We start from the raw sequence: 21,174 nt of genomic DNA, 5'->3' as shown, positions 1-21,174 counted from the left end.
TGCGCCGATGAAGACGAATTTAAGCAATAGGATGAATCAAATCTTTGCGAAACGTCGTGAATCAAACCTCAACGATCCCTCGGTCATTACGTCCATTCGGCAGACATGCCTCATCTACTCCTTCCCGCATTCGCTGCAGGCTGTCCCTCATTGCAACCGACGTTGACGCCCGGTGCAAGGGAAAAGATCGCCAGCCGGTGCATTTCCCTTGCAATGAGTCCGCAAAGGAAGGCCGCCGAGCACAAGACATCAGTCTTCCTGGCGCGCCGCTTTCCATGAAATCGCGAGATAGAGCAGGATGAGCGAGACGAATGCGCTCAGCGTCATGGCATTGCTCATGACGATACGCGGAAAGAACAAGGCGAGAATGATGTGGCTCGTGACGGCCAGAAGCCACATCACGCCGCCCCACGTGCTCGTCAGCCACAGGCCGACGGCCGCCACGAGGTCGATGACGGCGAAGTAGATGATGGTGGCCTGGAAGGACAGCGAGCGCGCCTCGAAGGCGACGCCCTCCCCCGGGCCGAAGCCGAGCAGCACGGCCCAGGCGCCGAGACCCTTCACCAGCCAGGCGCAGGCCATCACGCGCATGAACCAGACGAGCATCTGGTCCCAGCGCAGGGCGGCCGCCCGCTCGTGCAGGGCGATGGCATCGAGCAGCCCGCGCGTCGTGCCGGGTGGTTCGCCCGGCTGCCCGCCACGGGCCTCGTCGTCTCCGCCGTGCTGGAACATGCCCATCACCCCTTTCCGCCGGGAAGGGCCGGCCATCTCAATCGATGGCGAGGTCGCCTTCCGGTAAAGGGGCGAAATAAGCCGCGATCGCCTCGCTTGTCACCTCCTCGACGCGCTGCGGGCGCCATTTCGGCGCCTGGTCCTTGTCCACGATCACGGCGCGCACCCCCTCGTAGAAGTCGTGCCCTTCCGCGATGCGCGAGACGATGCGGTACTCCAGCCGCATGGCCTCGGCGAAAGTGAGGCTGGCGCCGCGGCGCATCTGCTCGCGGGCAATCGCCATGCTGGTCGGCGACTTGGTGCGCATGAGCGCCGCCAGCCTGCCTGCATTTTCAGAGCTTTGGCCAGTTTCGCTCAGCAATCGATTCAGGATGTCGGGGATGTCCGCCCCGGCAAAGCAGCGGTCGATCATCGCCCGCTCGCCGGCGAGCGGCGGCGCGCCGGGATCGACGGCATGGGCGGCGAGCACCGCCGCGATGTCGCCGCCCGCGCATAAATCGTCCAGCACCTGCCCCATGGCCGAGGAGGCGACCGCGTGGGTGGCGATGCCGAGGGCGCAGGCATCGGCAAGGCCGATGCGCTCCCCCGTCACGGCGAGATAGGTGCCGGCGGCGCCGGGCAGCCGCGGCAGGGCGTAGGTGGCGCCGACATCCGGGAAGAAGCCGATGCCGACCTCCGGCATGGCGAACATCAGCTTCTCGCTCGCCACCCGGTGGCTGCCGTGCAGGGACAGGCCGACGCCGCCGCCCATGACGATGCCGTCGATAAGCGCGACATAGGGCTTGGTGTAGCTCTTGATGCGGGCGTTGAGCTTGTACTCCTCGCCCCAGAAGGTACGCGCCTCGTCGATGCGCCCTTCCCGCCCGAGATCGTGCAGCCGGCGGATGTCGCCGCCGGCACAGAAGGCCCTGCCGCCGGCCCCGGTGACGACGACGCGGGTGACGGCCGGATCCTTCTCCCAGGCGTCGAGCGCGGCGCGCATGGCGCGCACCATGCCGAGGGTGAGCGCGTTGAGCGCCTTCGGACGGTTGAGTGTGACGACGCCGGCAGCGCCGCGCCGCTCGCACAGGATTTCCGCTTCCGCCGCCTGATCGGACTGCACGTCGTCTCCTCCCTCAAGGTCTTGCATCGAGCACGTCTTCGACGGGCAAGGTGCCGGCGCGCGTGCCAAGCGTCAACGCGCACCGGCGCGGGGCACGGCGGGGAAAAATGCACGGCCCGGTGTCTGGCGAATGGCTGTGCGGCATCGGCACGTCTTCCGGGCCGCCGCGCGATCATGCTAGGGCAAGGGGGCACGATGGACAGCGACGGCGCCAGGCCGGACCTGCATGAAGCGCCCGACCTGCGGCACGAGCGAGACTTCGAGAGCGACACCATGACATCCAAGACCGTCAGCCCCCTCGACGAGCGCAAGCGTGCGGGCGGGGAGATGCTCGCCGCGCCGGCCCTGCCGGTGCCCGTCAAGCGCCCGCGCCGCAACCGCAAAGCGCAGTGGGCCCGTCGGCTGGTGCAGGAGAACGTGCTGACGACGAACGATCTCATCTGGCCGCTCTTCGTCATCGCCGGCGACAAGCTGCGCGTGCCGGTCGCCTCCATGCCGGGCGTCGAGCGGCTGTCGGTCGACATGGCCGTGCGCGACGCCGAGCGGGCGGCCGCGCTCGGCATCCCGGCGATCGCCCTCTTCCCCTATACGGACCCGGCCCTGCGCGACGAGGCCGGCAGCGAGGCCCATAATCCCGACAACCTCGTGTGCCAGGCCGTGCGCGCCATCAAGCACGCCGTGCCGGAGGTCGGCATCGTCACCGACGTTGCGCTCGATCCCTATACCAGCCATGGGCATGACGGCGTGCTCGCGGGCGAGACCATCCTCAACGATGAATCGGTCGCCCTGCTCGTGCGGCAGGCGCTGGTGCAGGCCGAAGCCGGCTGCGACATCATCGCCCCGAGCGACATGATGGACGGGCGCGTCGCTGCGATCCGCGCCGCGCTCGACGGGGCCGGCTTCCAGGACGTGCAGATCATGGCCTATGCCGCCAAATATGCCTCCGCCTTCTACGGGCCGTTCCGCGACGCCATCGGCACCAGCGCGACGCTTGTCGGCGACAAGCGCACCTACCAGATGGACCCGGCCAATTCCGACGAGGCCATGCGCGAGATTGCCATGGATCTCGAGGAAGGCGCCGACATGATCATGGTCAAGCCGGGCCTGCCCTATCTCGACATCGTGCGCCGGGCCAAGGACACCTTCGGCGTGCCGACCTTCGCCTATCAGGTGTCGGGCGAATACGCGATGATCGAGGCGGCGGCCCGCAACGGCTGGTTGGACGGCGAGCGGGCCATGGTCGAGAGCCTCCTCGCCTTCAAGCGTGCCGGTGCCGACGGCATCCTGACCTATTTCGCACCCCGGATTGCGGAGAAGCTCGGCCGCGCGCTCTAAAGGCCCCTTTCGCGGCGCGCGGCGCCCGCTACAGTGCGGCCATGCTGCGCCGCATCCTCCTGCTCCTTGCTGCCTGCCTTGCCCTTGCGGGCTGCGGGCGCGGCGTCGATGCGGAGCAGGCGCGCATCTGCCGGCAGGCGATCCCGGCCCTCAACGCCGATGGCGCGAACTTTCGCCTGTCGGAGCCGCGCCCCGGGCCGGGACGCAACGAGGTGCTGATCCAGTACGAGGTCGGCACCCCGCGTGGCACGCGCCGACGGACAATCACCTGCCGTTTCGCCGGCACCGGCTTTGCCGCGGGCAAGGCACGGCTCGTCGGCATCACGACCGAGCGGGGGGCGCTCAGCGACGCCTCCGTCTATTTCCTGCAGCGCTTCTATCTCGAGACGCCAGAGGCGGCTGCATCCGACCCGGAGCGGAGGGCGGGCGCAGCGCGCGTGCTGCAACTGCCCTCGCCCCTCGCCTACGGCCTCCAGCAGGCCCTTGCCGCTCTGCCGATGGCGGCGATCTACGGCCTCCTTGCGGCCTCCTATGCACTCATCTTCGGTCTCGTGCGGCGCATCATGCTCGGCTTCGGCGAGTTCGCCGTACTCGGCGGCATGGCGGCGACGCTGACCATCGCGCTCTCCGTCGCCGGCGGCGTCGTGACGCCGCTGCCGGGCCTTCTGTCGGGTCTTGTCGTCGCGGTGATGGCGGGCGCCCTGCACGGGCTCGTCGCGGGGCGGCTTGCCGTCGTGCCACTGCTGCGCCTCAAGGGCCAGCAGATCGTCATCGTGACGGTCGGGCTCTCCATCGCGCTCGCCGAATACCTGCGCCTCGCCCAGGGCGAGAGCGGACGCTGGGTGCCGCCGGTGTGGAATGCGACACTCGGCATTGCCGGGACCCGCGATTTCCTCGTCACCGTCACGCCCATGTCGCTCCTCGTCACCGCCACGGGCGCGCTGGCGGCCGGACTCCTCATCATCCTGCTGGCACGCACGCACTTCGGCCGCGCTTGGCGGGCCTATGCCGACGATCCCGTGGCCGCCGCCCTTTTCGGCATCGACGGGCGCGTGCTGTTCTCGCTCACCTTCGCCCTCGCGACCGGCCTTGCCGCGCTCGCGGGCTTCCTGATGGTCGCGCAATATGGCGGCGTCGGCTTTTCCGGCGGGCTGGCACTCGGGCTGAAGGCGCTCGTCGCGGCGGTCGTCGGCGGCATCGGCTCGGTCGCCGGCGCGCTCGCCGGAGGACTCATCATCGCCGCAGTGGAGGCCGCCTGGTCGGCGGCCCTGCCGATCGAGCTGCGCGACATCGCGGTCTACTGCCTGCTCGTGCTATTCCTCGTGCTGCGGCCGGGCGGGTTGTTCGGCGAACGCCACCTTGTGCCGCGCGAGATATGAGCCGCCGCGCAGCATCTGCGATAGGCCGCGCGGTCGGCGTCGATTAAGGGGAGCGGCTGGCAAGCCATGCTGGAGGACGTATCGGGAATGACCGCTGAGCGGCACGCCATCACCCTCGCGGATGTCGAAGCGGCGGCGGCCATCGTCGCCGGAAAGGTGCTGCGCACCCCGATGATGCCCGCTCCGCGCCTGTCGGCGCTCACCGGCGCCGAGGTCTTCGTCAAGCACGAGAACATGCAGGCGACCGGCTCCTTCAAGGAGCGCGGCGCGCTGGTGAAGCTGACGCGCCTCACCGACGACGAGCGCCGGCGCGGCGTCATCGCCATGTCCGCCGGCAATCACGCCCAGGCGGTCGCCTATCACGCGCGGCGGCTCGGCATTCCCGCCACCATCGTGATGCCCGAGGCGACGCCCCTCGTGAAGGTGGAGAACACCCGGGCGCACGGGGCGCGCGTCGTCCTCTTCGGCGAGACGCTGTACGAATCGGCCGAGCGGGCCCGTGCCATCGCCGCCGAGGAAGGGCTCGTCTTCGTCCACCCCTACGACGATCCGGCCGTCATGGCGGGTCAGGGCACCATCGCGCTCGAGATGCTGGCCGACGTGCCGGACCTCGACACGCTCGTCGTGCCCATCGGCGGCGGCGGCCTGTTCTCCGGCATCGCCGTGGCGGCGAAGGCGCTGAAGCCCGGGATCGACGTCGTCGGCGTCGAGGCGCTGCTCTACCCCTCCTTCCACAATGCCATCACCGGCAGCGACCTGCCCATCGGCGGACCGACGCTGGCCGAGGGCATCGCGGTCAAGACGGTGGGCACGATGACCTTGCCGATCGTGCGGGCGCTCGCGAGCGAGATCATCCTCGTCGAGGAAGCGGCGATCGAACGGGCGGTCAACGCCTATGCCACCCAGCAGCGCACCATGGCGGAGGGCGCGGGCGCGGCCGGCCTCGCTGCCATGTTCGCCCGGCCGGAGCGCTTCAGCGGCAGGAAGGTGGGGCTCGTCCTGTGCGGCGGCAACATCGACGCGCGGCTCCTCGCCTCGGTGATGGTGCGCGAGCTGGAGCGGGCGGAACGGATCGTCTCCTTCCGCATTACAACGAGTGACAGGCCGGGACTGCTCGGCCGTGTCGCCAGCCGGCTGGGGGAACTCGGTGCCAATATCCTCGAAGTTTCGCACGGGCGCCTCTATCTCGATGTCCCGGCCAAGGGGGTCACCATCGACCTCACGGTCGAGACCCGCGATGCCGAGCACACCCGCGCCATCCTCGCCGCGCTCGAGGCGGACGGGCTCGCTCCGCGCCGTGTCGATGCCCGCGGCCTGAGCGAGACGCCGTGAGGCACCACGACCAGCCGCCCCCTCGAAACAGGACAGGATCCATGAGTGAGAACATGCCGACGCTGCCGCCCGAGGCCACCGCGGGCGTGCTGACGCCACGCCTCTTCGCCTATCTCGTCGACATCTGCGTCATCGCCGTGCTCATGGTGATGCTGTTCGTCATCGTGGCGGTGCTCGGAGTATTCACCTTCGGGCTCGCCTGGTTTCTGTTCCCGCTCGTCGGGGCAGGCACGGGCGTGCTCTACAGCGCGGTCACGGTGGGCGGCAGCCGGCAGTCGACCATCGGCATGCGCATGTTGGGCCTCAGGGTGATCGGTCCCCGCGGCACGCGGGTCGACTTCATCACCGCAGCCGTCCACGCTCTCTTCTTCTACGTCGCGGCCGGCACCGTGCTGGTGCTGGTGATCGACATCCTCGTCGGCCTCCTGCGCGACGACCGGCGGCTGCTGCACGACGTGCTCACGGGGCTGACGATCGTGAACGCACGGTAACGGCGCTTGAGCGCCGTCAGGGCGGTGGTATCGTCAGTGGATACTCTCGCGGGCGATGGACGGAGGGAGGAACGAGGTGACGACGCAACCGCGCGACGCGCCGCAGTTCTACCTGACGGCGCCCTCGGCCTGCCCCTATCTGCCGGGTCGGGAAGAGCGAAAGGTCTTCACTCATCTCATCGGCCGGCGGGCCGCCGAGATCAACGACATCCTGACGCAAGGCGGCTTCCGCCGCTCGCAGACCATCGCCTACCGCCCGGCCTGCGAGCACTGCAAGGCCTGCGTCTCGGTCCGCATCGTCGTCGATGCCTTCCGGCCGGGGCGTAACCTGAAAAGGGTGCTCCGGGCCAATGCCGACCTCGCCGGCGCCATGGGCGAGCCGATCCCCACCTCCGAGCAATATTCGCTCTTCCGCCACTATCTCGAGGCGCGCCATTCCGACGGCGGTATGGTGGACATGACAATGCTCGACTACGCCATGATGGTGGAGGATAGCCACGTGCCGACGCGCCTCGTCGAATACCGGCGGCGCGGGCCAGATACGGGCATCAACGGCCGCGGCACGGGCGACCTCGTGGGGGTGGCACTCACCGACGTGCTCGGCGACGGCCTGTCGATGGTCTATTCCTTCTACGATCCGGACGACGGCGAGCGCAGCCTCGGCAGCTTCATGATCCTCGACCATATCGCCAAGGCACGGCGCCTCGGGTTGCCTTATGTCTATCTCGGCTACTGGGTCGAGGGCTCGCGCAAGATGGCCTACAAGGCCCGCTTCCTGCCGCAGGAGCGGCTCTATCCGCAGGGTTGGGTGCGCTTCGGCTGAGGGTTCCCGCGACACTCCCGTTTCCCGGACGCATGCAGCGGAGCGGAATGCGACCCGGGGACCAGCGCAATGACTCGCCGGAGGCGCCGAGATGAGTCCCCAGGGCACGACGGCGCACTCCGGTTTCGGCCCCTTGCCCCAGCTTTCCCACATCGACGGGCTTGACGACGGCGCACAGCCAAGGAAGTGTCGCGGCATCGATTGGGAGTCCCCTGATGTCGTACACCACCTCCACCCCTCATGCCGCGCCGCTGGCGCGTCTTGTCGGTTCCTCCGCCCTGCGCCGGGCCACCGTCGTGCTTCTCGGCAGCTGGCTCATCGCGGCCTCGGCTTGGATCGAGGTGCCGATGTATCCGGTGCCCATGACGATGCAGACCTATGCGGTGCTGCTGGTCGGCGCGCTCTGCGGCTGGCGCCTGGCGAGCGAGACGCTGGTGGCCTACCTTGCGCAGGGCCTCGCCGGCCTGCCGCTCTTCGCCGGCGGCAATGCCGGGATCCTCTACGCCATGGGCCCGACGGGCGGCTATCTCGTGGGCTTTCTCCTCGCCGCCGCCTTCGTCGGCTGGCTCGCCGACCAGGGCTGGAACCGCCACTACGGCAAGCTCGCGGTCTCGCTCCTCGTCGGCCACCTCATCGTCTTCGTGCCGGGCGTCGCCTGGCTCGCCCATCTCATCGGCTTCGAGAAGGCGATCGCCGCCGGCTTCGTGCCCTTCATCCTCGGCACGGTGCTGAAGTCGGCCCTCGCCTATGCGAGCGTCGTGGCGCTCGACCGCCGGCGCTGAGCGCGCGACACGATTCGATCCGGAAGGGCGGGCCTCGGGCCCGCCCTTTTCATTTCGGCGCCACCTCGACCGTAAGGCGCATCTCGGGGTGGATGCCGCAGGTGACGAGGAACTGCCCGGGCTCCTCGAAGGATAGGACCACCTTGTCGCCGGGTTCCTGCGCGCCGGAGCTGTAAGCGAGGCGCGGATCGTCGACACGCACGTTGTGGGTGCGGGTGTCGTCGTTGACCACGGTGAGCCCCTCGCCCGCGCGGATGCGCACGTGATCCGGCGCGAAGCGCTTGCCGGCCTGGCCGATGGTGGACACCGACACGGCCCCGACGCTGCCCGGCGCCGCTTCCACATGCGGCGGCAGCGAGGCCGGTCGCGGCGGATCCTCGCTCGACAAGGTACCGAGGAAGGCGATGAGCTGGCCCCTCTCCTCCTCGCTCAGCGACAATCCCTTGGGCAGGTCGGCCGACAGTGTCGGCCGGTCGACGATGCCGCGCTCGTAATGGGCGACGACATCCTCCAGCGTCGCCAGAGCGCCGTCGTGCATGTAGGGCGCCGTCCAGGCGATCTCGCGCAGGCTCGGCGTCTTGAAGGCGTGATCGGCCGCCGCAAGGCCGAGGGCGGCGCCCCGGCCGCGGTCGTCGCCGGGAAGGCCGATGTCGTGGAAGGCCTCGTCGGTGAAGCGCCAGCCGCTGTGGCAGGCGACGCAACCGGCCTTGCCGGTGAAGAGGCGGAAGCCGGCGATCTCGTCCGCCTTCAGGGCGTCGCGCTCGCCCGCCACGAAGCGGTCGAAGCGGGTCTCCGGCGAGACGAGCGTGCGCTCGAACGCGGCGAGCGCCCGTGACAGGTTGAGCCCGTCGACCACCGGGCGCTCGGGAAAGGTCTCGGCGAAGGCCGCGTGCATCGCCGAATCGTCGGAGAGGCGGGCAACCACATCCTCCAGCTTCGCGCCCATCTCGACCGGGCTTTCGATGGGCCCGGTCGACTGGCTCTCCAGGCTCGTGGCCCGCCCGTCCCAGAAGAAGGTGCGGCCCCAGGCGAGGTTCCACAGCGCCGGCGTGTGGCGCGGCAGGCGGCTGCCGGCGATGCCGCGGCCGAGCGGCACGCCGTCGGCGAAGCCAAGCTGCGGATCATGGCAGGAGGCGCAGGCGAGGCTGCCATCCCCCGACAGCCGCGTGTCGAAGAAGAGCGCCTGCCCGAGTGCGACCTGCCGCGCATCGTCGTCCTCGGCCGAGGGGCGCCGCGCAGGACGGGCGAAGGCGGCGAGGACATCGGCCGGCACGGACGGCGGCGGCGCCTCAGCCAACGACAGGCCGGCACAGAGCACGACAGCGCAGGCACCGGCGGCCGCGCGCCACGGCCGCCGCACCGCCCGATCAAAGGCTGCGCCGAATCTGCTGCCTGCGCGCATCAATCGCTCACATCAGCTTGCCGATCTCGATCTCGGCCTTGGCGATGAGCCCGAGCACCTCTGAGACGTCGAGCACCGGCTTGTCCGGCGCGACCGCATGGGGCCAGGCCTTCTTCAACTCGCCCAGCTCGCGCTGCAGGGCGGCATAGGCCCCGGCGTTCTTCTTCTCGAGGTCGGGCGCGACGGCCGCCAGCATCTGCTCGGCCTGAAGGATGAAGCCGCGCGAATCCTGATACTCGACGACGAGCTTGAACTTGCCGTCCTCGATGGCCGCTTCGTATTCCTCGCCGGCGGTGTTGAGCACCTCGAGCACGGCATCGAGCGTCAGGCCCGGCCAGTCGGCGGTCTTCGCCTTCACCGCCGCGTCGGCGGTGGCGAGGCGCTCGCGCACCGTCTTCAGCGCCCCCTCGTAGGCCTCCTGCTTCTGCGCCTTCACCGTCTGGGCGAGCACCTTGAGGGCCGCGGCGAAGGGCGGGATGCCGAAGCTCTTGAGATCGCCGGCGATGCCGCCGTAGAGCTCCTCCGCCGGGTGGAGGAAATGCACCATCGCCTCGCTCCAGCGCCCCGCCTCGACCAACTCGTTGCCCACGGTCAGATGGCCGCTGATGAGGGCGAGATCGCGCGTCAGGCGCAGGTCCGGCGCCAGCTGGGCACCGCCGCCCTCGCCTTCGCCATCCCCAGCCGGGGCATGGCCGGCATGGCTCTCCGTCACGCGCAGGACGAGATGGCGAGCCGCCGACGCCTCGCCGGGCGCCGCCTGCTCGATGCCGCGTGCCAGCGGCTGCGCCTCGGCGGGGGCGCCGACGCCGGTGCCGGCGAGCACGGCCGCACCGAGGCCGACCCAGACTTTCCTCGACTTGATCATGGCTGGTCTCCAGATCCGAGAATGGAATTGTTACAATTAAAATTCCTATTCATTTTCATGACCTTAGCTAGATGCTATGGCTGGTCCGGTCAATGGAGGGATGGAAGATGCTCGTCCTCATCGGCGATGTCCTGACGGCGAAGGACCTCACGGAGATCCGCGCAGCACTGGCCCACCTGCGCTTCGAGGACGGGCGTGCGACGGCGGGCCGCAGCGCCCGGCTCGTCAAGGACAACGAGCAGGCGCGGGAGGGCGCGGCCGTGCGGGGCCTGCGCGAGAGGATCTCGGCGCGCATCCTCGCCAATCCCGTCTTTGCGGCGGCGGTCCGGCCCAAGGCGCTGACGCCGATCCTCTTCAGCCGCTACGGCGCCGGCCGGGCCTATGGCACGCATGTCGACAACCCGATCATGCACGGGCTGCGCACGGACGTGTCCTTCACGCTCTTCCTCGCCGATCCGCAGACCTACGAGGGCGGCGAACTCGTCATCGAGAGCGCGGCGGGCGAGGAGGCGATCAAGCTGCCCGCCGGCCATCTCGTCGCCTATCCCTCGACGACGCTGCACCGGGTCGAGCCGGTGCGAACCGGCGAACGCCTCGCGGCGGTCGGCTGGGCACGCAGCTACGTGCGGGACGGGGCGCAGCGCGAGTTGCTCTTCGACCTCGACACCGCGCGCACGCAGCTGTTCGAACAGCACGGCAAAACGCCGGAATATGACCTGCTTGCGAAATGCGCCGCGAACCTGACACGCATGTGGGCGGAGGATTGAGGAAACCGGCACGGCCGGCGGATGGGGAAGCACCGCCGCATGGCCTTCGAACCGCTTCCCCCGTCTCCGCCATTTCGCCGTTTCCACCGCTTCCGCCGTCATACCCGCGCTTGTCGCGGGCATCCACGCCGTCCACGCTCGTGCAGGGGTGAAAGGCGTGGATGGCCGGGACAAGCCCGGCCAAGACGGGCGGGGAGGTTGTGCCGCGCTCTTCCCGCTTCCTTTGCGCAGCCGTCTCCACTGTCATGCCCGCGCTCGTCGCGGGCATCCACGCCGTGACGCTCGCGCAAGGCTGAAAGGCGTGGATGGGCGGGACGAGCCCGGCCATGACGGGCGGAGAGATTGCGCCACGCTCTTCCCGGTCCATTTGCGTAACCGTCCCCGCCGTCATGCCCGCGCTCGTCGCGGGCATCCACGCCGTCCACGCTCGCGCAAGGCTGAAAGGCGTGGATGGCCGGGACAAGCCCGGCCATGACGAACCGGGGAGGTTGTGCCTCACTCTTCCCGTTCCATTTGCGTAACCGTCTCCGCCGTCATGCCCGCGCTTGTCGCGGGCATCCACGCCGTTCACGCTCGCGCAGGGTTGGAAGGCGTGGATGGCCGGGACGAGCCGGCCATGACGGGCGCAGAGGTTGTGCCACGCTCTTCAGCCCCGCCCCCGCCTTCACTCGTCCAGCATCGAATCGACGAAAAGCTCGGGGTCGAGGAAGAACTCGCGCAGGACCCGGAAATGGTCCGTGTCCTCGATGCGCGTCGGGAACAGGCCGGCGCGGGTGAGCATCCTGAGGTCGGCGCCCGGATAGGCCATGAGGAGCGGCGCGTGGGTGGCGATGACCACCTGGCAGCGGCCGGACCGCTCCATGGCGCGCAGGATCTTCATGAACTCGATCTGCCGCGAAGGCGAGAGGGCCGATTCCGGCTCGTCGAAGAAATAGACGCCCTGCCCCGCGCAGCGCTCGCGGAAGAAGGCGAGGAAGCCCTCGCCGTGCGACATCTCCAGCCAGTCGGGCGGCGGGCCGCTCAGCGGCTCCTTCGCGGCCTCGACCATGTAGCGCACGAGGGAGAAGAAGGTCTCGGCGCGAAAGAAATAGCCGCGCGTGATGCGCGGCAGCCAGGAGAGCGCGAGCGCGTCGGCAAGCGTCGCCTCGTCGTCGTGGCTGCCGAGCCGGTGGCCGGTCGCGCCGCCGAAATGGCCGAAGCCGGCCTTGACGGCGATGCCCTCGAGCAGCGTCGACTTGCCCACCCCGTTCTCGCCCACGATGACGGTGACGGGATGGGTGAAGGCGATCTCGAATTCCCGCTTCCGGAACATCGGCAGGCAGAAGGGATAGGCCGCCCAGTCGCCGACCTTCTCCGGCACCAGCGCGACGCGCTTCAGATAGGGCGCCGGCAGGTTGACGGGGCGCGACCTGCGCATCTTCGCTGCCCGTCAGCCGCCGAACCTGTTGTTGCGCGGAAAACCCTTCGGCGGCAGGCGGCCGGCATCGCCGCGGTTGCCGAGCCAGTCCTTCAGGTCGTCGCCGGCCACCGTCCAGGTGCGGCCGGAGGTGTCCTTCCAGGTCAGACCCTCGGCGAGGGCGAAAACCTTCACGTCCGACAGGCCGCCATCCTTGTATTTCTGCAGGCGCACGCCGCGGCCGCGCGCCATCTCGGCCACCTGCGCGAGAGGGAAGGCCAGGAGCTTGCGATTCTCGCCGACGATGGCGACATGGTCGCCCTCCGCCGGCACGCAGGCGGCGGCCTTGTAGGGTGCGGAGACGTTGAGCACCTGCTTGCCCTTGCGGGTGTTGGCGACGACGGTATCGGCCGCGGCAACGAAGCCGCGCCCCTCGCTCGACACCAGCAGCAGCTTCGTCTCCGGCCGATACGGGAAGGCGCCGACGATATCCGCGCCCTCGTCGAGATCGGCCATCAGGCGCACCGGATCGCCGAAGCCGCGCCCGCCGGGCAGCTTCGACGCCTCGAGCGTGAACACCTTGCCGTTGCTGGCGAGCACCAGGATCTTGGCCGTCGTCTCCGTGTGGAAGGCTACCTTGAGGGCGTCGTCGCCCTTGAACTGCAGGGTCGAGAAATCGGCCACGTGGCCCTTGAGCGCCCGGATCCAGCCCTTCTCGGAGAGGACGACCGTGACGGGCTCGCGCTCGACCATGGCCTCCGTAAGGTCGATGATGGCCGCCTCCGGCGCCTCGGCGAAGGTGGTGCGGCGGCGCCCCAGCGGGGTCTCGGGCCCGAAGGTCTTTTTGACCTCGCGGACCTCCCAGGCCACCGTCTTCCACTGCTTGTCCTCGGAGGCGACGAGTTCCTCGATGCTGCTCTTTTCGGCAGTGAGTTCGTCGAACTCCTTGCGCAGCTCCATCTCCTCGAGCTTGCGCAGGGAGCGCAGCCGGGTATTGAGGATGGCGTCGGCCTGCACCTCGGTGAGGGAGAAGACCTTCATCAGCTCGGCCTTCGGCTCGTCCTCCTCGCGGATGATGCGGATCACCTTGTCGAGGTCGAGATAGACGATGAGCAGGCCGCCGAGGATCTCGAGCCGGCGCTCGATCTCGCCGAGGCGGTGGCGCGAACGGCGCAGCAGCACCTCGCGGCGGTGGTCGAGCCACTCGCGCAGCGCCTCGGCCAAGCCGAGCACGCGCGGCACTTGGCCGGCCGTCAGCACGTTCATGTTGAGCGGCACGCGGCTCTCGAGATCGGTGAGCCGGAAGAGCGATTCCATCAGGAGGACGGGATCGACGGTGCGGGCGCGCGGCTCGAGCACGATGCGCACGTCCTCGGCCGATTCGTCCCGCACGTCGGCGAGGAGCGGCAGCTTCCGCTCCTGCAGCAGCTCCGCGATCTTCTCGATGAGGCGTGCCTTGGCGACGCCGTAGGGAATCTCGGTGACGACGGCGACCCAGCCGCCGCGGCCGGTATCCTCCTTCTCCCAGCGTGCCCGCACGCGGAAGGAGCCGCGGCCGGTGCGGTAGGCGTCGAGGATCGATTCGCGCCCGTCGACGATGATGCCGCCGGTCGGGAGGTCCGGCCCCTGGACGAAGGTGAGGAGCTGCTCCGAAGACGCGCGCGGATGGCCGATAAGGTAGAGCGCGGCATCGCACAGCTCGGCGACATTGTGCGGCGGGATCGATGTCGCCATGCCGACGGCGATGCCCTGGCTGCCGTTGGCGAGGAGGTTCGGGAAGGCTGCCGGCAGGACGATGGGCTCGCGGTTGGCCTCGTCGTAGGTGTCGCGGAAATCGACGGCGTCCTCGTCGATGCCTTGCAGCAGGAGGCGCGCCACCTCCGTCATGCGCGCCTCGGTGTAGCGCATGGCAGCCGCGTTATCGCCGTCGATATTGCCGAAGTTGCCCTGCCCCTCGATCAGCGGGTAGCGCTGGGCGAAATCCTGCGCGAGGCGCACAAGCGCATCGTAGATCGCCTGGTCACCGTGCGGGTGGAACTGACCCATGACGTCGCCGACGACGCGGGCAGACTTCTTGAAGGCGGCGCCGGGATCGAGCCTCAGGAGGCGCATGCCGTAGAGGATGCGCCGGTGGACCGGCTTCAGGCCATCGCGGGCATCGGGCAGCGCCCGGTGCATGATGGTGGACAGCGCATAGGCGAGGTAGCGCTCCTCGAGCGCGTCCTTGAGATTGATGTTCTCGATGCTGCCACCGGACGGCGGATCGACAGGCTTGCCCATTCCCAATTCCTCTCTCGGGGAACGGGTAGCGAACATGGCGCCGCACCGCAAGTGCGACGGGGGTCCAGGTTGCGGCAGCCGTGCTTCGCGGAACGAGGCGACGTCGCTCCGTGTTCCCGCGAGCGGGGAGCGGATTCCGTCAGGTCGCCTCGCCGCGCGCGAGAAACTCGATCAGGCGCCGGCGGGCATCCGGCTCGGCAAGGCCGCGCGGCTCGTAGACGTGGCGGGCGAAGAAGAGCCCCGTCAGCTGGAAGCCGGCGAGCACGTCGCGGACGCCGATCGTGTCGACGAGGCCGCCCTCGCGCAGGAAGGAGGGCAGCGGCAACAGCCGGTCACCGTAGGGCTCGCCGGCGGTGCGCGAGACGGCACGGCCCGATTTCGGCGAGACATAGACGAGTTCCTGCGTGCTGCCGGTGGCGGCGCAACTCGAAAGGTCGAGGCCGAAACCGAGCCCTGCAAGCACCGCCAGTTCGAAACGCACGATGAGCGCCGGGGCGATGGCGGGGTCGTCCATGTGCTCCATGAGCACGGTCAGCGCCTCGTAGAGGCCGGGATGCGGGTCGCGTTCCGGCATCAGGCGCAGCAGGGCCGTCAGGGTGCCGAGGCCGTGAAGCGCGAGCGGGGATGCGATGAAACGGGCGGCGCGGATGGCCGTCGCCTCCACCGCATAGAGGCCGAGGTGTTCCTCGATGCGGGCGCGCCAGACGACGGCGACGCTATTGCCCGGCTGCAGGACGGGCTGCAGGCGGCGCGAGCGCCCGCCGCGCACGAGGCCCATGTGGCGGCCGTGCGCCGCCGTCATCAGCTCGAGGATGACATTGGCCTCGCCGTGGCGCCTGGCGCCGAGCACGATGCCTTCGTCCTGCCATTCCATGGCTCACCCGGATGGCACGCCCGGCGGGGCTCAGCCCTTCGGAAACTCCAGCCCCATCTCGCGGTAGCGGGCGGGATCGTCACTCCAATTCTCGCGCACCTTGACGAAGAGGAACAGGTGCACCTTCGTCTCGGCAACCTCGGCGATCTCCGACCGGGCGAGCGAGCCGATGGTCTTGATGGTCTGGCCACCCCTGCCGAGCACGATCTTGCGCTGGCTTTCGCGCTCCACATAGATGGTCTGCTCGATGCGCACCGAGCCGTCCTTCATCTCTTGCCACTGCTCGGTCTCGACGGTCGAGGAATAGGGCAGTTCGTCGTGCAGCCGCTCGAACAGCTTCTCGCGCGTGATCTCGGCCGCCAGCATGCGCAACGGCGCGTCCGACACCTGGTCTTCCGGGTACAGCCAGGGCCCCGGCGGCATCATGGCGGCGAGCTTGGCGCGCATGCCGGCGACGCCGCTGCCGGACAGCGCCGAGACCATGAAGGTCTCGGCGAAGGGCTGGCGGGCGTTGATGTCAGCGGCGAGATGAAGCAGCTTCTCCTTCTGCACCAGGTCGACCTTGTTGAGAATGAGCACCTTCGGCTGGCGAATGTCCGCGAGCTTGCCCAGGATGGCCTCGCTCTCATCGTCGAGGCCCTTGCGCGCGTCGATGAGGAGGCAGACGACATCCGCATCCCCCGCCCCGCCCCAGGCCGAGGTCACCATGGCGCGGTCGAGCCGGCGCTTGGGCCTGAAAATGCCCGGCGTATCGACGAAGATGACCTGACTCTCGCCTTCGAGCGCGATGCCACGCACGAGGGCGCGCGTCGTCTGCACCTTGCGCGAGACGATAGACACCTTGGTGCCGACGAGGGCGTTGACGAGCGTCGACTTGCCGGCATTTGGTGCGCCGATCAGGGCCACGAAGCCGCAGCGCGTCGCCTCGCCTGCCGGAGAAGCGTTTTCTGCGGCGTTTCCGCCGGCGTTCTCGTCAGACATCCTGGTTCACCGTCCAGATCCTCTCGCGCAGCAGGAAGGCCTCGGCCGCCGCCTGCTCGGCGTTGCGCTTGGCCGTGCCGCGCCCTTGCGCCTGCGCCATGCCCTCGACATTGACACCGACGACGAACTCGGGCGCATGGTCCGGCCCGGAACGCTCGACGAGCTCATAGGTAGGCGCCGGCAGGCCGCGCCCCTGCGCCCACTCCTGCAGCGCCGTCTTGGCGTCGCGCAGGGGGCGGCGCGGGGCGTGGAGGCGCGCCGCGAAGGCCCGCTCGACCAGCGCGCGCGCCGCGGCATAGCCCCCATCGAGGAAGACCGCGCCGACGATGGCCTCGCACACGTCGGCAAGGATAGCACGGTTGCGCCGCGCCCCGGAGGAAACTTCGCCGTCGCCGAGGTGCAGGTGCGGCCCCACGTCCCAGGCGAGGGCGACTTCGGCGCAGCTCTCCTTGCGCACGAGCTCGGCGAGGCGGCGCGACAGCTCGCCCTCCTCCGCCGCCGGGAAGGCGGCGAGCAGCATGTCGGCGACCGACAGGCCGAGCACCCTGTCGCCCAGGAACTCGAGACGCTGGTAGGAGCGCGTCTTGTCGGAGGGCGAGGCGCTGACATGGGTCAGCGCACGCTTCAGGAGATCCTTGTCGGTGAAGGAATAGGCAAGCTGCGCTTCGAGCGCGGCGGTATCGGCGGATTTGCGGCCCAAGTCAGTGCACCGTCTTTCACTTCACCGGGTTGAAGATGCGCTCCCAGCGCACGGTCCACGGCCATTCCCACACCTTCCAGCCGGCGCTTCCCTCCCCGATGGAGAAGAAGATGATTTCGGCGCGGCCGACGAGATTCTCGAAGGGCACCTGGCCGACGGCGTTCTCGTCGCGGCTGTCGGTGGAATTGTCGCGGTTGTCGCCCATCATGAAGTAATGGCCGGGCTGCACCTTGTAGACATAGGTGTTGTCCCAGTAGCCGCGGTCGCCGTCGCGTTCGATGACGACATGGCTCGTGCCGCCGGGCAACGTTTCGCGGTACATCGGCACCTCGATGTCGCGACCCCAGGAATCCTGCGTGACGTAATTGCCGATGCGTTCGCGCTTCACCGCCTCGCCGTTGATGTGCAGCACGCCATCGATCATCTGGATGGTGTCGCCCGGCAGGCCGACGACGCGCTTGATGTAGTCGGTCGAATTGTCCTTCGGCAGCTTGAAGACGGCGATGTCGCCGCGCTTGGGCTCGGAACCGAAGATTCGGCCGGAGAACAGCGGCGGTCCGAAGGGGAAGGAATAGCGCGAATAGCCGTAGGAATATTTGGAGACGAAGAGATAGTCGCCGATCAGCAGGGTCGGGATCAGCGAGCCCGAGGGAATGTTGAAGGGCTGGAACAGGAAGGTGCGCACCACGAGGGCGATCAGCAGCGCCTGGACGATGACCTTGACCGTCTCGAGAATGCCGCCCTGCTCGGCTTTCTTCTTCGTTTCGTCCACGCGCGCCTCGTCCATCGATCGTGCCTTTTCGGGAACCCTCACCGGACCACGTTTCCGACGCCACGTGGAGCGGCTCCAACCATTGCGCGGGACGGCCGGCGGAAAGCCCGCCGCAGGCCGCGCCTGTTCAAAGAATCCGTTGCGGTCTAGCCGATACGCCTCCGCGCCGCAACGCGAACCCGCGCAGGCCATAGCGGATGTGATTGCGGCGCGAGCGTGGCACGATCAACCCGGCCGCGCCAGCGCCTCGATGATGACGAAGGCCTGCGCCAGCGGCGGGTCGTCCGTCAGCGAGACGTGCACCACGGCCTCGTGGCCGGGCGGGGTCATCTCCTCGAGCCGCTTCAGCGCGCCGCCGGTCAGGCGCATGGTGGGGCGCCCGCCGGGCAGGTTGACCACCTCCATGTCGCGCCAGAAGACGCCGAGCCGCATGCCCGTGCCCAGCGCCTTGGCGCAGGCCTCCTTGGCGGCGAAACGCCGCGCATAGGAGGCGGCCCGCGCCGCCCGCCGGTCGCTCTTCGCGCGCTCGCCCTCGGTGTAGACGCGATGGGTGAAGCGCTCGCCGAAGCGCGCGAGCGAGCGCTCGATACGCCGGATGTCGCAGAGGTCGGAGCCGATGCCGATGATCATGGAAGCCCTTATGCGCCGGCCCGCCCGGCCTCGATCGCCGCGCGCATGGCACGCACGGCCCCTTCGAGCCCGATGAAGACGGCCTCGCCGACGATGTAGTGGCCGATGTTGAGCTCGGCCACCTCAGGGATCGCCGCGACCGGTCCGACATTGGCCGTGGTGAGCCCGTGGCCGGCGTGCACCTCGATGCGGTAGTGGGCGGCGCGCGCTGCCGCCCTGCGCAGGCGCTCGAGCTCGTGGGCGATGCGCGCCTCGTCTCCCGCCAGAACCGCCTCGGCATAGGAGCCGGTATGCAGCTCGACCACCGGGGCGAGCAGCGCCGCCGCCGTCTCCATGATCGCCTCGTCAGGCTCGACGAAGAGCGAGACGCGGATGCCGGCGCCGGTCAGTTCGGCGACGATGGGCCGCAGATGCGCATAGCCGGTCACGATGTCGAGACCGCCCTCGGTCGTGCGTTCCTCGCGCTTCTCCGGCACCAGGCAAGCGGCATGCGGCAAGGTGGCGAGGGCGATCGCCACCATCTCCTCCTCCGCCGCCATCTCGAAATTGAGCGGCACCGGCAATTCGGCCTTGAGGCGCGCGATGTCCTCGTCGCGGATGTGGCGCCGGTCCTCGCGCAGATGCGCGGTGATGCCGTCCGCCCCGGCGGCGACGGCGGCATGGGCCGCGCGCACGGGATCGGGATGGTCCCCGCCGCGCGCGTTGCGGATGGTGGCGACGTGATCGATGTTGACGCCCAGTCTCACAGTGGAAGCCATGGTGACGTGCTCTCCAGGCAGGCGTCGGGCGCCGGCCGCTCGCGTGCGGCAAGGGCCCCCGCCCAGTTCTGACGGGTTTAGCCGAAGTCGCGCCGTCCAGCCATCCCGCCGCGCGGGAAGCAGCCTTGCCGCGGAGGGGGCAAGGCGCGATGATCGACGAGGACGTCCTGCGGGCCGGGCGGACCTGCCGCGCCGCTTCGTGCGTTATGCCGGCGGAGCCTGTCGCGAGGCCGCATCCGCAGCCGGCTCCCGCACCTCAGGGAGGCAAGCGATGGCCACGCACGCCGTGTTGAACGCGCAGAGCGTCGAAGAGTGCATCATCGCGCAGGACTGGGAGCGCTACAGCGCCGAGGACCACGCGACCTGGGGCATCCTCTTCGATCGCCAGCGCAAGACGTTGGAAGGCCATATCTGCCAGGAATATCTCGACGGGCTCGCGGCCCTCGGCATCGGCCCCGAGGGCGTGCCGGACTTCCGCGCCATGAACGAGCGCCTGAGGCGCCTCACCGGCTGGGAGGTGGTGGCCGTGCCCGGCCTCATCCCCTCGCGCCCCTTCTTCCAGATGCTGTCCGACCGGCGCTTCCCGGCCGGCACCTTCATCCGCAGCCGGGCGCAGCTCGACTATCTCGAGGAACCCGACATCTTCCACGACGTCTTCGGCCACGTGCCGCTGCTGACGAACCCGGCCTATGCCGACTACATGCGCGAATACGGCCGCACGGGGCTTGTCGCCTGCGACAACAAGGGCGTGAAGTTCCTCGCCCGGCTCAACTGGTACACCATCGAGTTCGGCCTCATCCGCAAGCCCGAGGGCATCAAGGCCTACGGCGCCGGCATCGCCTCCTCCTACGGCGAGGCGAAATACGTGGTCGAGGACCCCTCCGCCAACTTCCTCGCCTTCGACCTCGAACGCGTGCTGCGCACCGGCTATTACATCGACGACTTCCAGGCCACCTACTTCGTCATCGACCGCTTCGAGGACCTGTTCGCCCTGATGCGCGAGACGGACTTTCTGGAGCTGTACGTACGGCTGCGGACGGAGCCGGAGCTGACGCCGTTCGAGATCGGGCCGGAGGATGTGGTGGTGCGCGAGGGGACGGGGGATTACTGGCGCGAGTTTCCGCAGACGAAGTCGCATCTCAAGTGACGCACGCCCGGCCGGTCGGGGCCACCGGCATGGAAGAAGATTTCAGTTTATGTTAAATTTTATCCTTTCCAGCCAAGACGCGGGCAAGCGGAGGGAGAAGAGTCATGTCACGGATTCTTCTTGTGTTTCTGGCCGCCTCGGGCATCGCACAGGCATTGCCGGCACTCGCCGAGGACGCTGAGGTCGCGCGCGGCAAATATCTCGTCACCATCGGCGGCTGCAACGACTGCCACACGCCGGGCTATCTCTTCGGTTCACCCGACATGTCGCGCTTTCTCGGCGGCTCCGACGTCGGCTTCGAGATCCCGGGCGAAGGCGTCTTCGTCGGTCCCAACATCACGCCCGACAACGAGACCGGCATCGGCAGCTGGACCAAGGAGCAGATCGTAACGGCGATCCAGACCGGCGAGCGGCCGGACGGCCGCATCCTCGCGCCGATCATGCCCTGGCACGCCTTCGCCAACCTCACGCCCGACGACGCCGTGGCGATCGCCGCCTATCTGAAAAGCCTGCCGCCCATCAGCAACAAGGTCCCCGGCCCGTTCAAGCCTGGGGAGAAAGTGTCGACGTTCACGTTCCGGATCTTGCCGCCAGGCGAGACGGCGGCGGCTGCGCCAGGGAAGTGA

Annotated in this window: 21 protein-coding genes; 9 read left to right on the top strand and 12 right to left on the bottom strand. The window is 68.9% G+C overall.

From position 1 onward, the window contains the following. Positions 1-249: 249 nt before the first annotated feature. Both ASC46_RS17440 and ASC46_RS17435 read right to left on the bottom strand, forming a co-directional pair. Positions 250-738 carry a DUF6163 family protein gene (locus tag ASC46_RS17440; protein WP_245280609.1) on the bottom strand — a complete coding sequence of 163 codons (489 nt, stop codon included), beginning with the start codon at positions 736-738 and terminating at the stop codon, positions 250-252. A 31-nt stretch (positions 739-769) separates the two neighbouring features. Then, entirely contained in the window at positions 770-1,834 is a 1,065-nt protein-coding gene (locus tag ASC46_RS17435; RefSeq protein WP_245280608.1) for an enoyl-CoA hydratase/isomerase family protein, read from the bottom strand. A gap of 327 nt (positions 1,835-2,161) precedes the next feature. Between ASC46_RS17435 and hemB the strand changes: the two genes are divergently transcribed. From hemB to ASC46_RS17405, 6 genes are all read left to right on the top strand, one after another. Next, entirely contained in the window at positions 2,162-3,169 is a 1,008-nt protein-coding gene (gene hemB / locus ASC46_RS17430; protein WP_055460646.1) for a porphobilinogen synthase, read from the top strand. Positions 3,170-3,210: 41 nt separating this feature from the next. After that, positions 3,211-4,548: a branched-chain amino acid ABC transporter permease gene (locus ASC46_RS17425; protein WP_055460579.1), complete on the top strand. Its 1,338-nt coding sequence runs from the start codon at positions 3,211-3,213 to the stop codon at positions 4,546-4,548. 87 nt (positions 4,549-4,635) lie between these two features. Further along, complete coding sequence (locus tag ASC46_RS17420; RefSeq protein ID WP_055460578.1) at positions 4,636-5,880, top strand: threonine ammonia-lyase; 1,245 nt, start codon at positions 4,636-4,638, stop codon at positions 5,878-5,880. A 41-nt stretch (positions 5,881-5,921) separates the two neighbouring features. Then, entirely contained in the window at positions 5,922-6,371 is a 450-nt protein-coding gene (locus tag ASC46_RS17415; RefSeq protein ID WP_055460577.1) for an RDD family protein, read from the top strand. A 76-nt stretch (positions 6,372-6,447) separates the two neighbouring features. Next, positions 6,448-7,194, top strand: coding sequence for an arginyltransferase (locus tag ASC46_RS17410; RefSeq protein WP_055460576.1), 747 nt, complete (start codon positions 6,448-6,450; stop codon positions 7,192-7,194). Between the two features lie 215 nt (positions 7,195-7,409). Continuing rightward, positions 7,410-7,976, top strand: coding sequence for a biotin transporter BioY (locus ASC46_RS17405; protein WP_055460575.1), 567 nt, complete (start codon positions 7,410-7,412; stop codon positions 7,974-7,976). 49 nt (positions 7,977-8,025) lie between these two features. On the opposite strand, the gene ASC46_RS17400 is transcribed toward ASC46_RS17405, so the two are convergent. Together ASC46_RS17400 and ASC46_RS17395 are read right to left on the bottom strand one after the other, a co-directional pair. Next, positions 8,026-9,378 carry a cytochrome c peroxidase gene (locus ASC46_RS17400; protein ID WP_245280607.1) on the bottom strand — a complete coding sequence of 451 codons (1,353 nt, stop codon included), beginning with the start codon at positions 9,376-9,378 and terminating at the stop codon, positions 8,026-8,028. 7 nt (positions 9,379-9,385) lie between these two features. Further along, positions 9,386-10,243 carry a hypothetical protein gene (locus ASC46_RS17395; RefSeq protein ID WP_055460573.1) on the bottom strand — a complete coding sequence of 286 codons (858 nt, stop codon included), beginning with the start codon at positions 10,241-10,243 and terminating at the stop codon, positions 9,386-9,388. A 107-nt stretch (positions 10,244-10,350) separates the two neighbouring features. Between ASC46_RS17395 and ASC46_RS17390 the strand changes: the two genes are divergently transcribed. Continuing rightward, complete coding sequence (locus tag ASC46_RS17390; protein ID WP_055460572.1) at positions 10,351-11,010, top strand: Fe2+-dependent dioxygenase; 660 nt, start codon at positions 10,351-10,353, stop codon at positions 11,008-11,010. A 664-nt stretch (positions 11,011-11,674) separates the two neighbouring features. On the opposite strand, the gene ASC46_RS17385 is transcribed toward ASC46_RS17390, so the two are convergent. The 8 genes from ASC46_RS17385 to ASC46_RS17350 all read right to left on the bottom strand — a co-directional run bounded on the left by ASC46_RS17385 (position 11,675) and on the right by ASC46_RS17350 (position 19,401). After that, positions 11,675-12,427 carry an AAA family ATPase gene (locus ASC46_RS17385; protein WP_055460571.1) on the bottom strand — a complete coding sequence of 251 codons (753 nt, stop codon included), beginning with the start codon at positions 12,425-12,427 and terminating at the stop codon, positions 11,675-11,677. A gap of 12 nt (positions 12,428-12,439) precedes the next feature. After that, positions 12,440-14,686, bottom strand: coding sequence for a DNA topoisomerase IV subunit A (gene parC / locus ASC46_RS17380; RefSeq protein WP_055460570.1), 2,247 nt, complete (start codon positions 14,684-14,686; stop codon positions 12,440-12,442). A 139-nt stretch (positions 14,687-14,825) separates the two neighbouring features. Continuing rightward, positions 14,826-15,560: a DNA repair protein RecO gene (gene recO / locus ASC46_RS17375; protein ID WP_055460569.1), complete on the bottom strand. Its 735-nt coding sequence runs from the start codon at positions 15,558-15,560 to the stop codon at positions 14,826-14,828. Positions 15,561-15,590: 30 nt separating this feature from the next. Beyond that, positions 15,591-16,541 carry a GTPase Era gene (gene era, locus ASC46_RS17370; RefSeq protein WP_055460568.1) on the bottom strand — a complete coding sequence of 317 codons (951 nt, stop codon included), beginning with the start codon at positions 16,539-16,541 and terminating at the stop codon, positions 15,591-15,593. Then, on the bottom strand, positions 16,534-17,241 hold the full coding sequence (rnc, locus tag ASC46_RS17365; RefSeq protein WP_055460567.1) for a ribonuclease III: 708 nt from the start codon (positions 17,239-17,241) through the stop codon (positions 16,534-16,536). The genes era and rnc overlap by 8 nt, the downstream gene beginning before the upstream one ends. A 16-nt stretch (positions 17,242-17,257) precedes the next feature. After that, positions 17,258-18,028, bottom strand: a complete 771-nt coding sequence (gene lepB / locus ASC46_RS17360; RefSeq protein WP_055460566.1) for a signal peptidase I — start codon at positions 18,026-18,028, stop codon at positions 17,258-17,260. 210 nt (positions 18,029-18,238) lie between these two features. Then, a complete protein-coding gene (acpS, locus tag ASC46_RS17355; RefSeq protein WP_055460565.1) occupies positions 18,239-18,643 on the bottom strand; it encodes a holo-ACP synthase in 405 nt (134 codons plus the stop codon). A gap of 8 nt (positions 18,644-18,651) precedes the next feature. Beyond that, positions 18,652-19,401 (bottom strand): pyridoxine 5'-phosphate synthase, encoded by a 750-nt coding sequence (locus tag ASC46_RS17350; protein ID WP_055460564.1) that lies wholly within the window; start codon positions 19,399-19,401, stop codon positions 18,652-18,654. 271 nt (positions 19,402-19,672) lie between these two features. On the opposite strand from ASC46_RS17350, the gene phhA reads away from it, so the two are divergent. Further along, positions 19,673-20,548: a phenylalanine 4-monooxygenase gene (gene phhA / locus ASC46_RS17345; protein ID WP_055460563.1), complete on the top strand. Its 876-nt coding sequence runs from the start codon at positions 19,673-19,675 to the stop codon at positions 20,546-20,548. A gap of 104 nt (positions 20,549-20,652) precedes the next feature. Next, complete coding sequence (locus tag ASC46_RS17340; RefSeq protein ID WP_055460562.1) at positions 20,653-21,174, top strand: c-type cytochrome; 522 nt, start codon at positions 20,653-20,655, stop codon at positions 21,172-21,174.

The organism is Chelatococcus sambhunathii (assembly GCF_001418005.1).
GTDB classification, from domain to species: domain Bacteria; phylum Pseudomonadota; class Alphaproteobacteria; order Rhizobiales; family Beijerinckiaceae; genus Chelatococcus_A; species Chelatococcus_A sambhunathii.
Note: the sequence above shows the minus strand (reverse complement) of the source record. Positions and strands in the feature narration are given on the sequence as shown.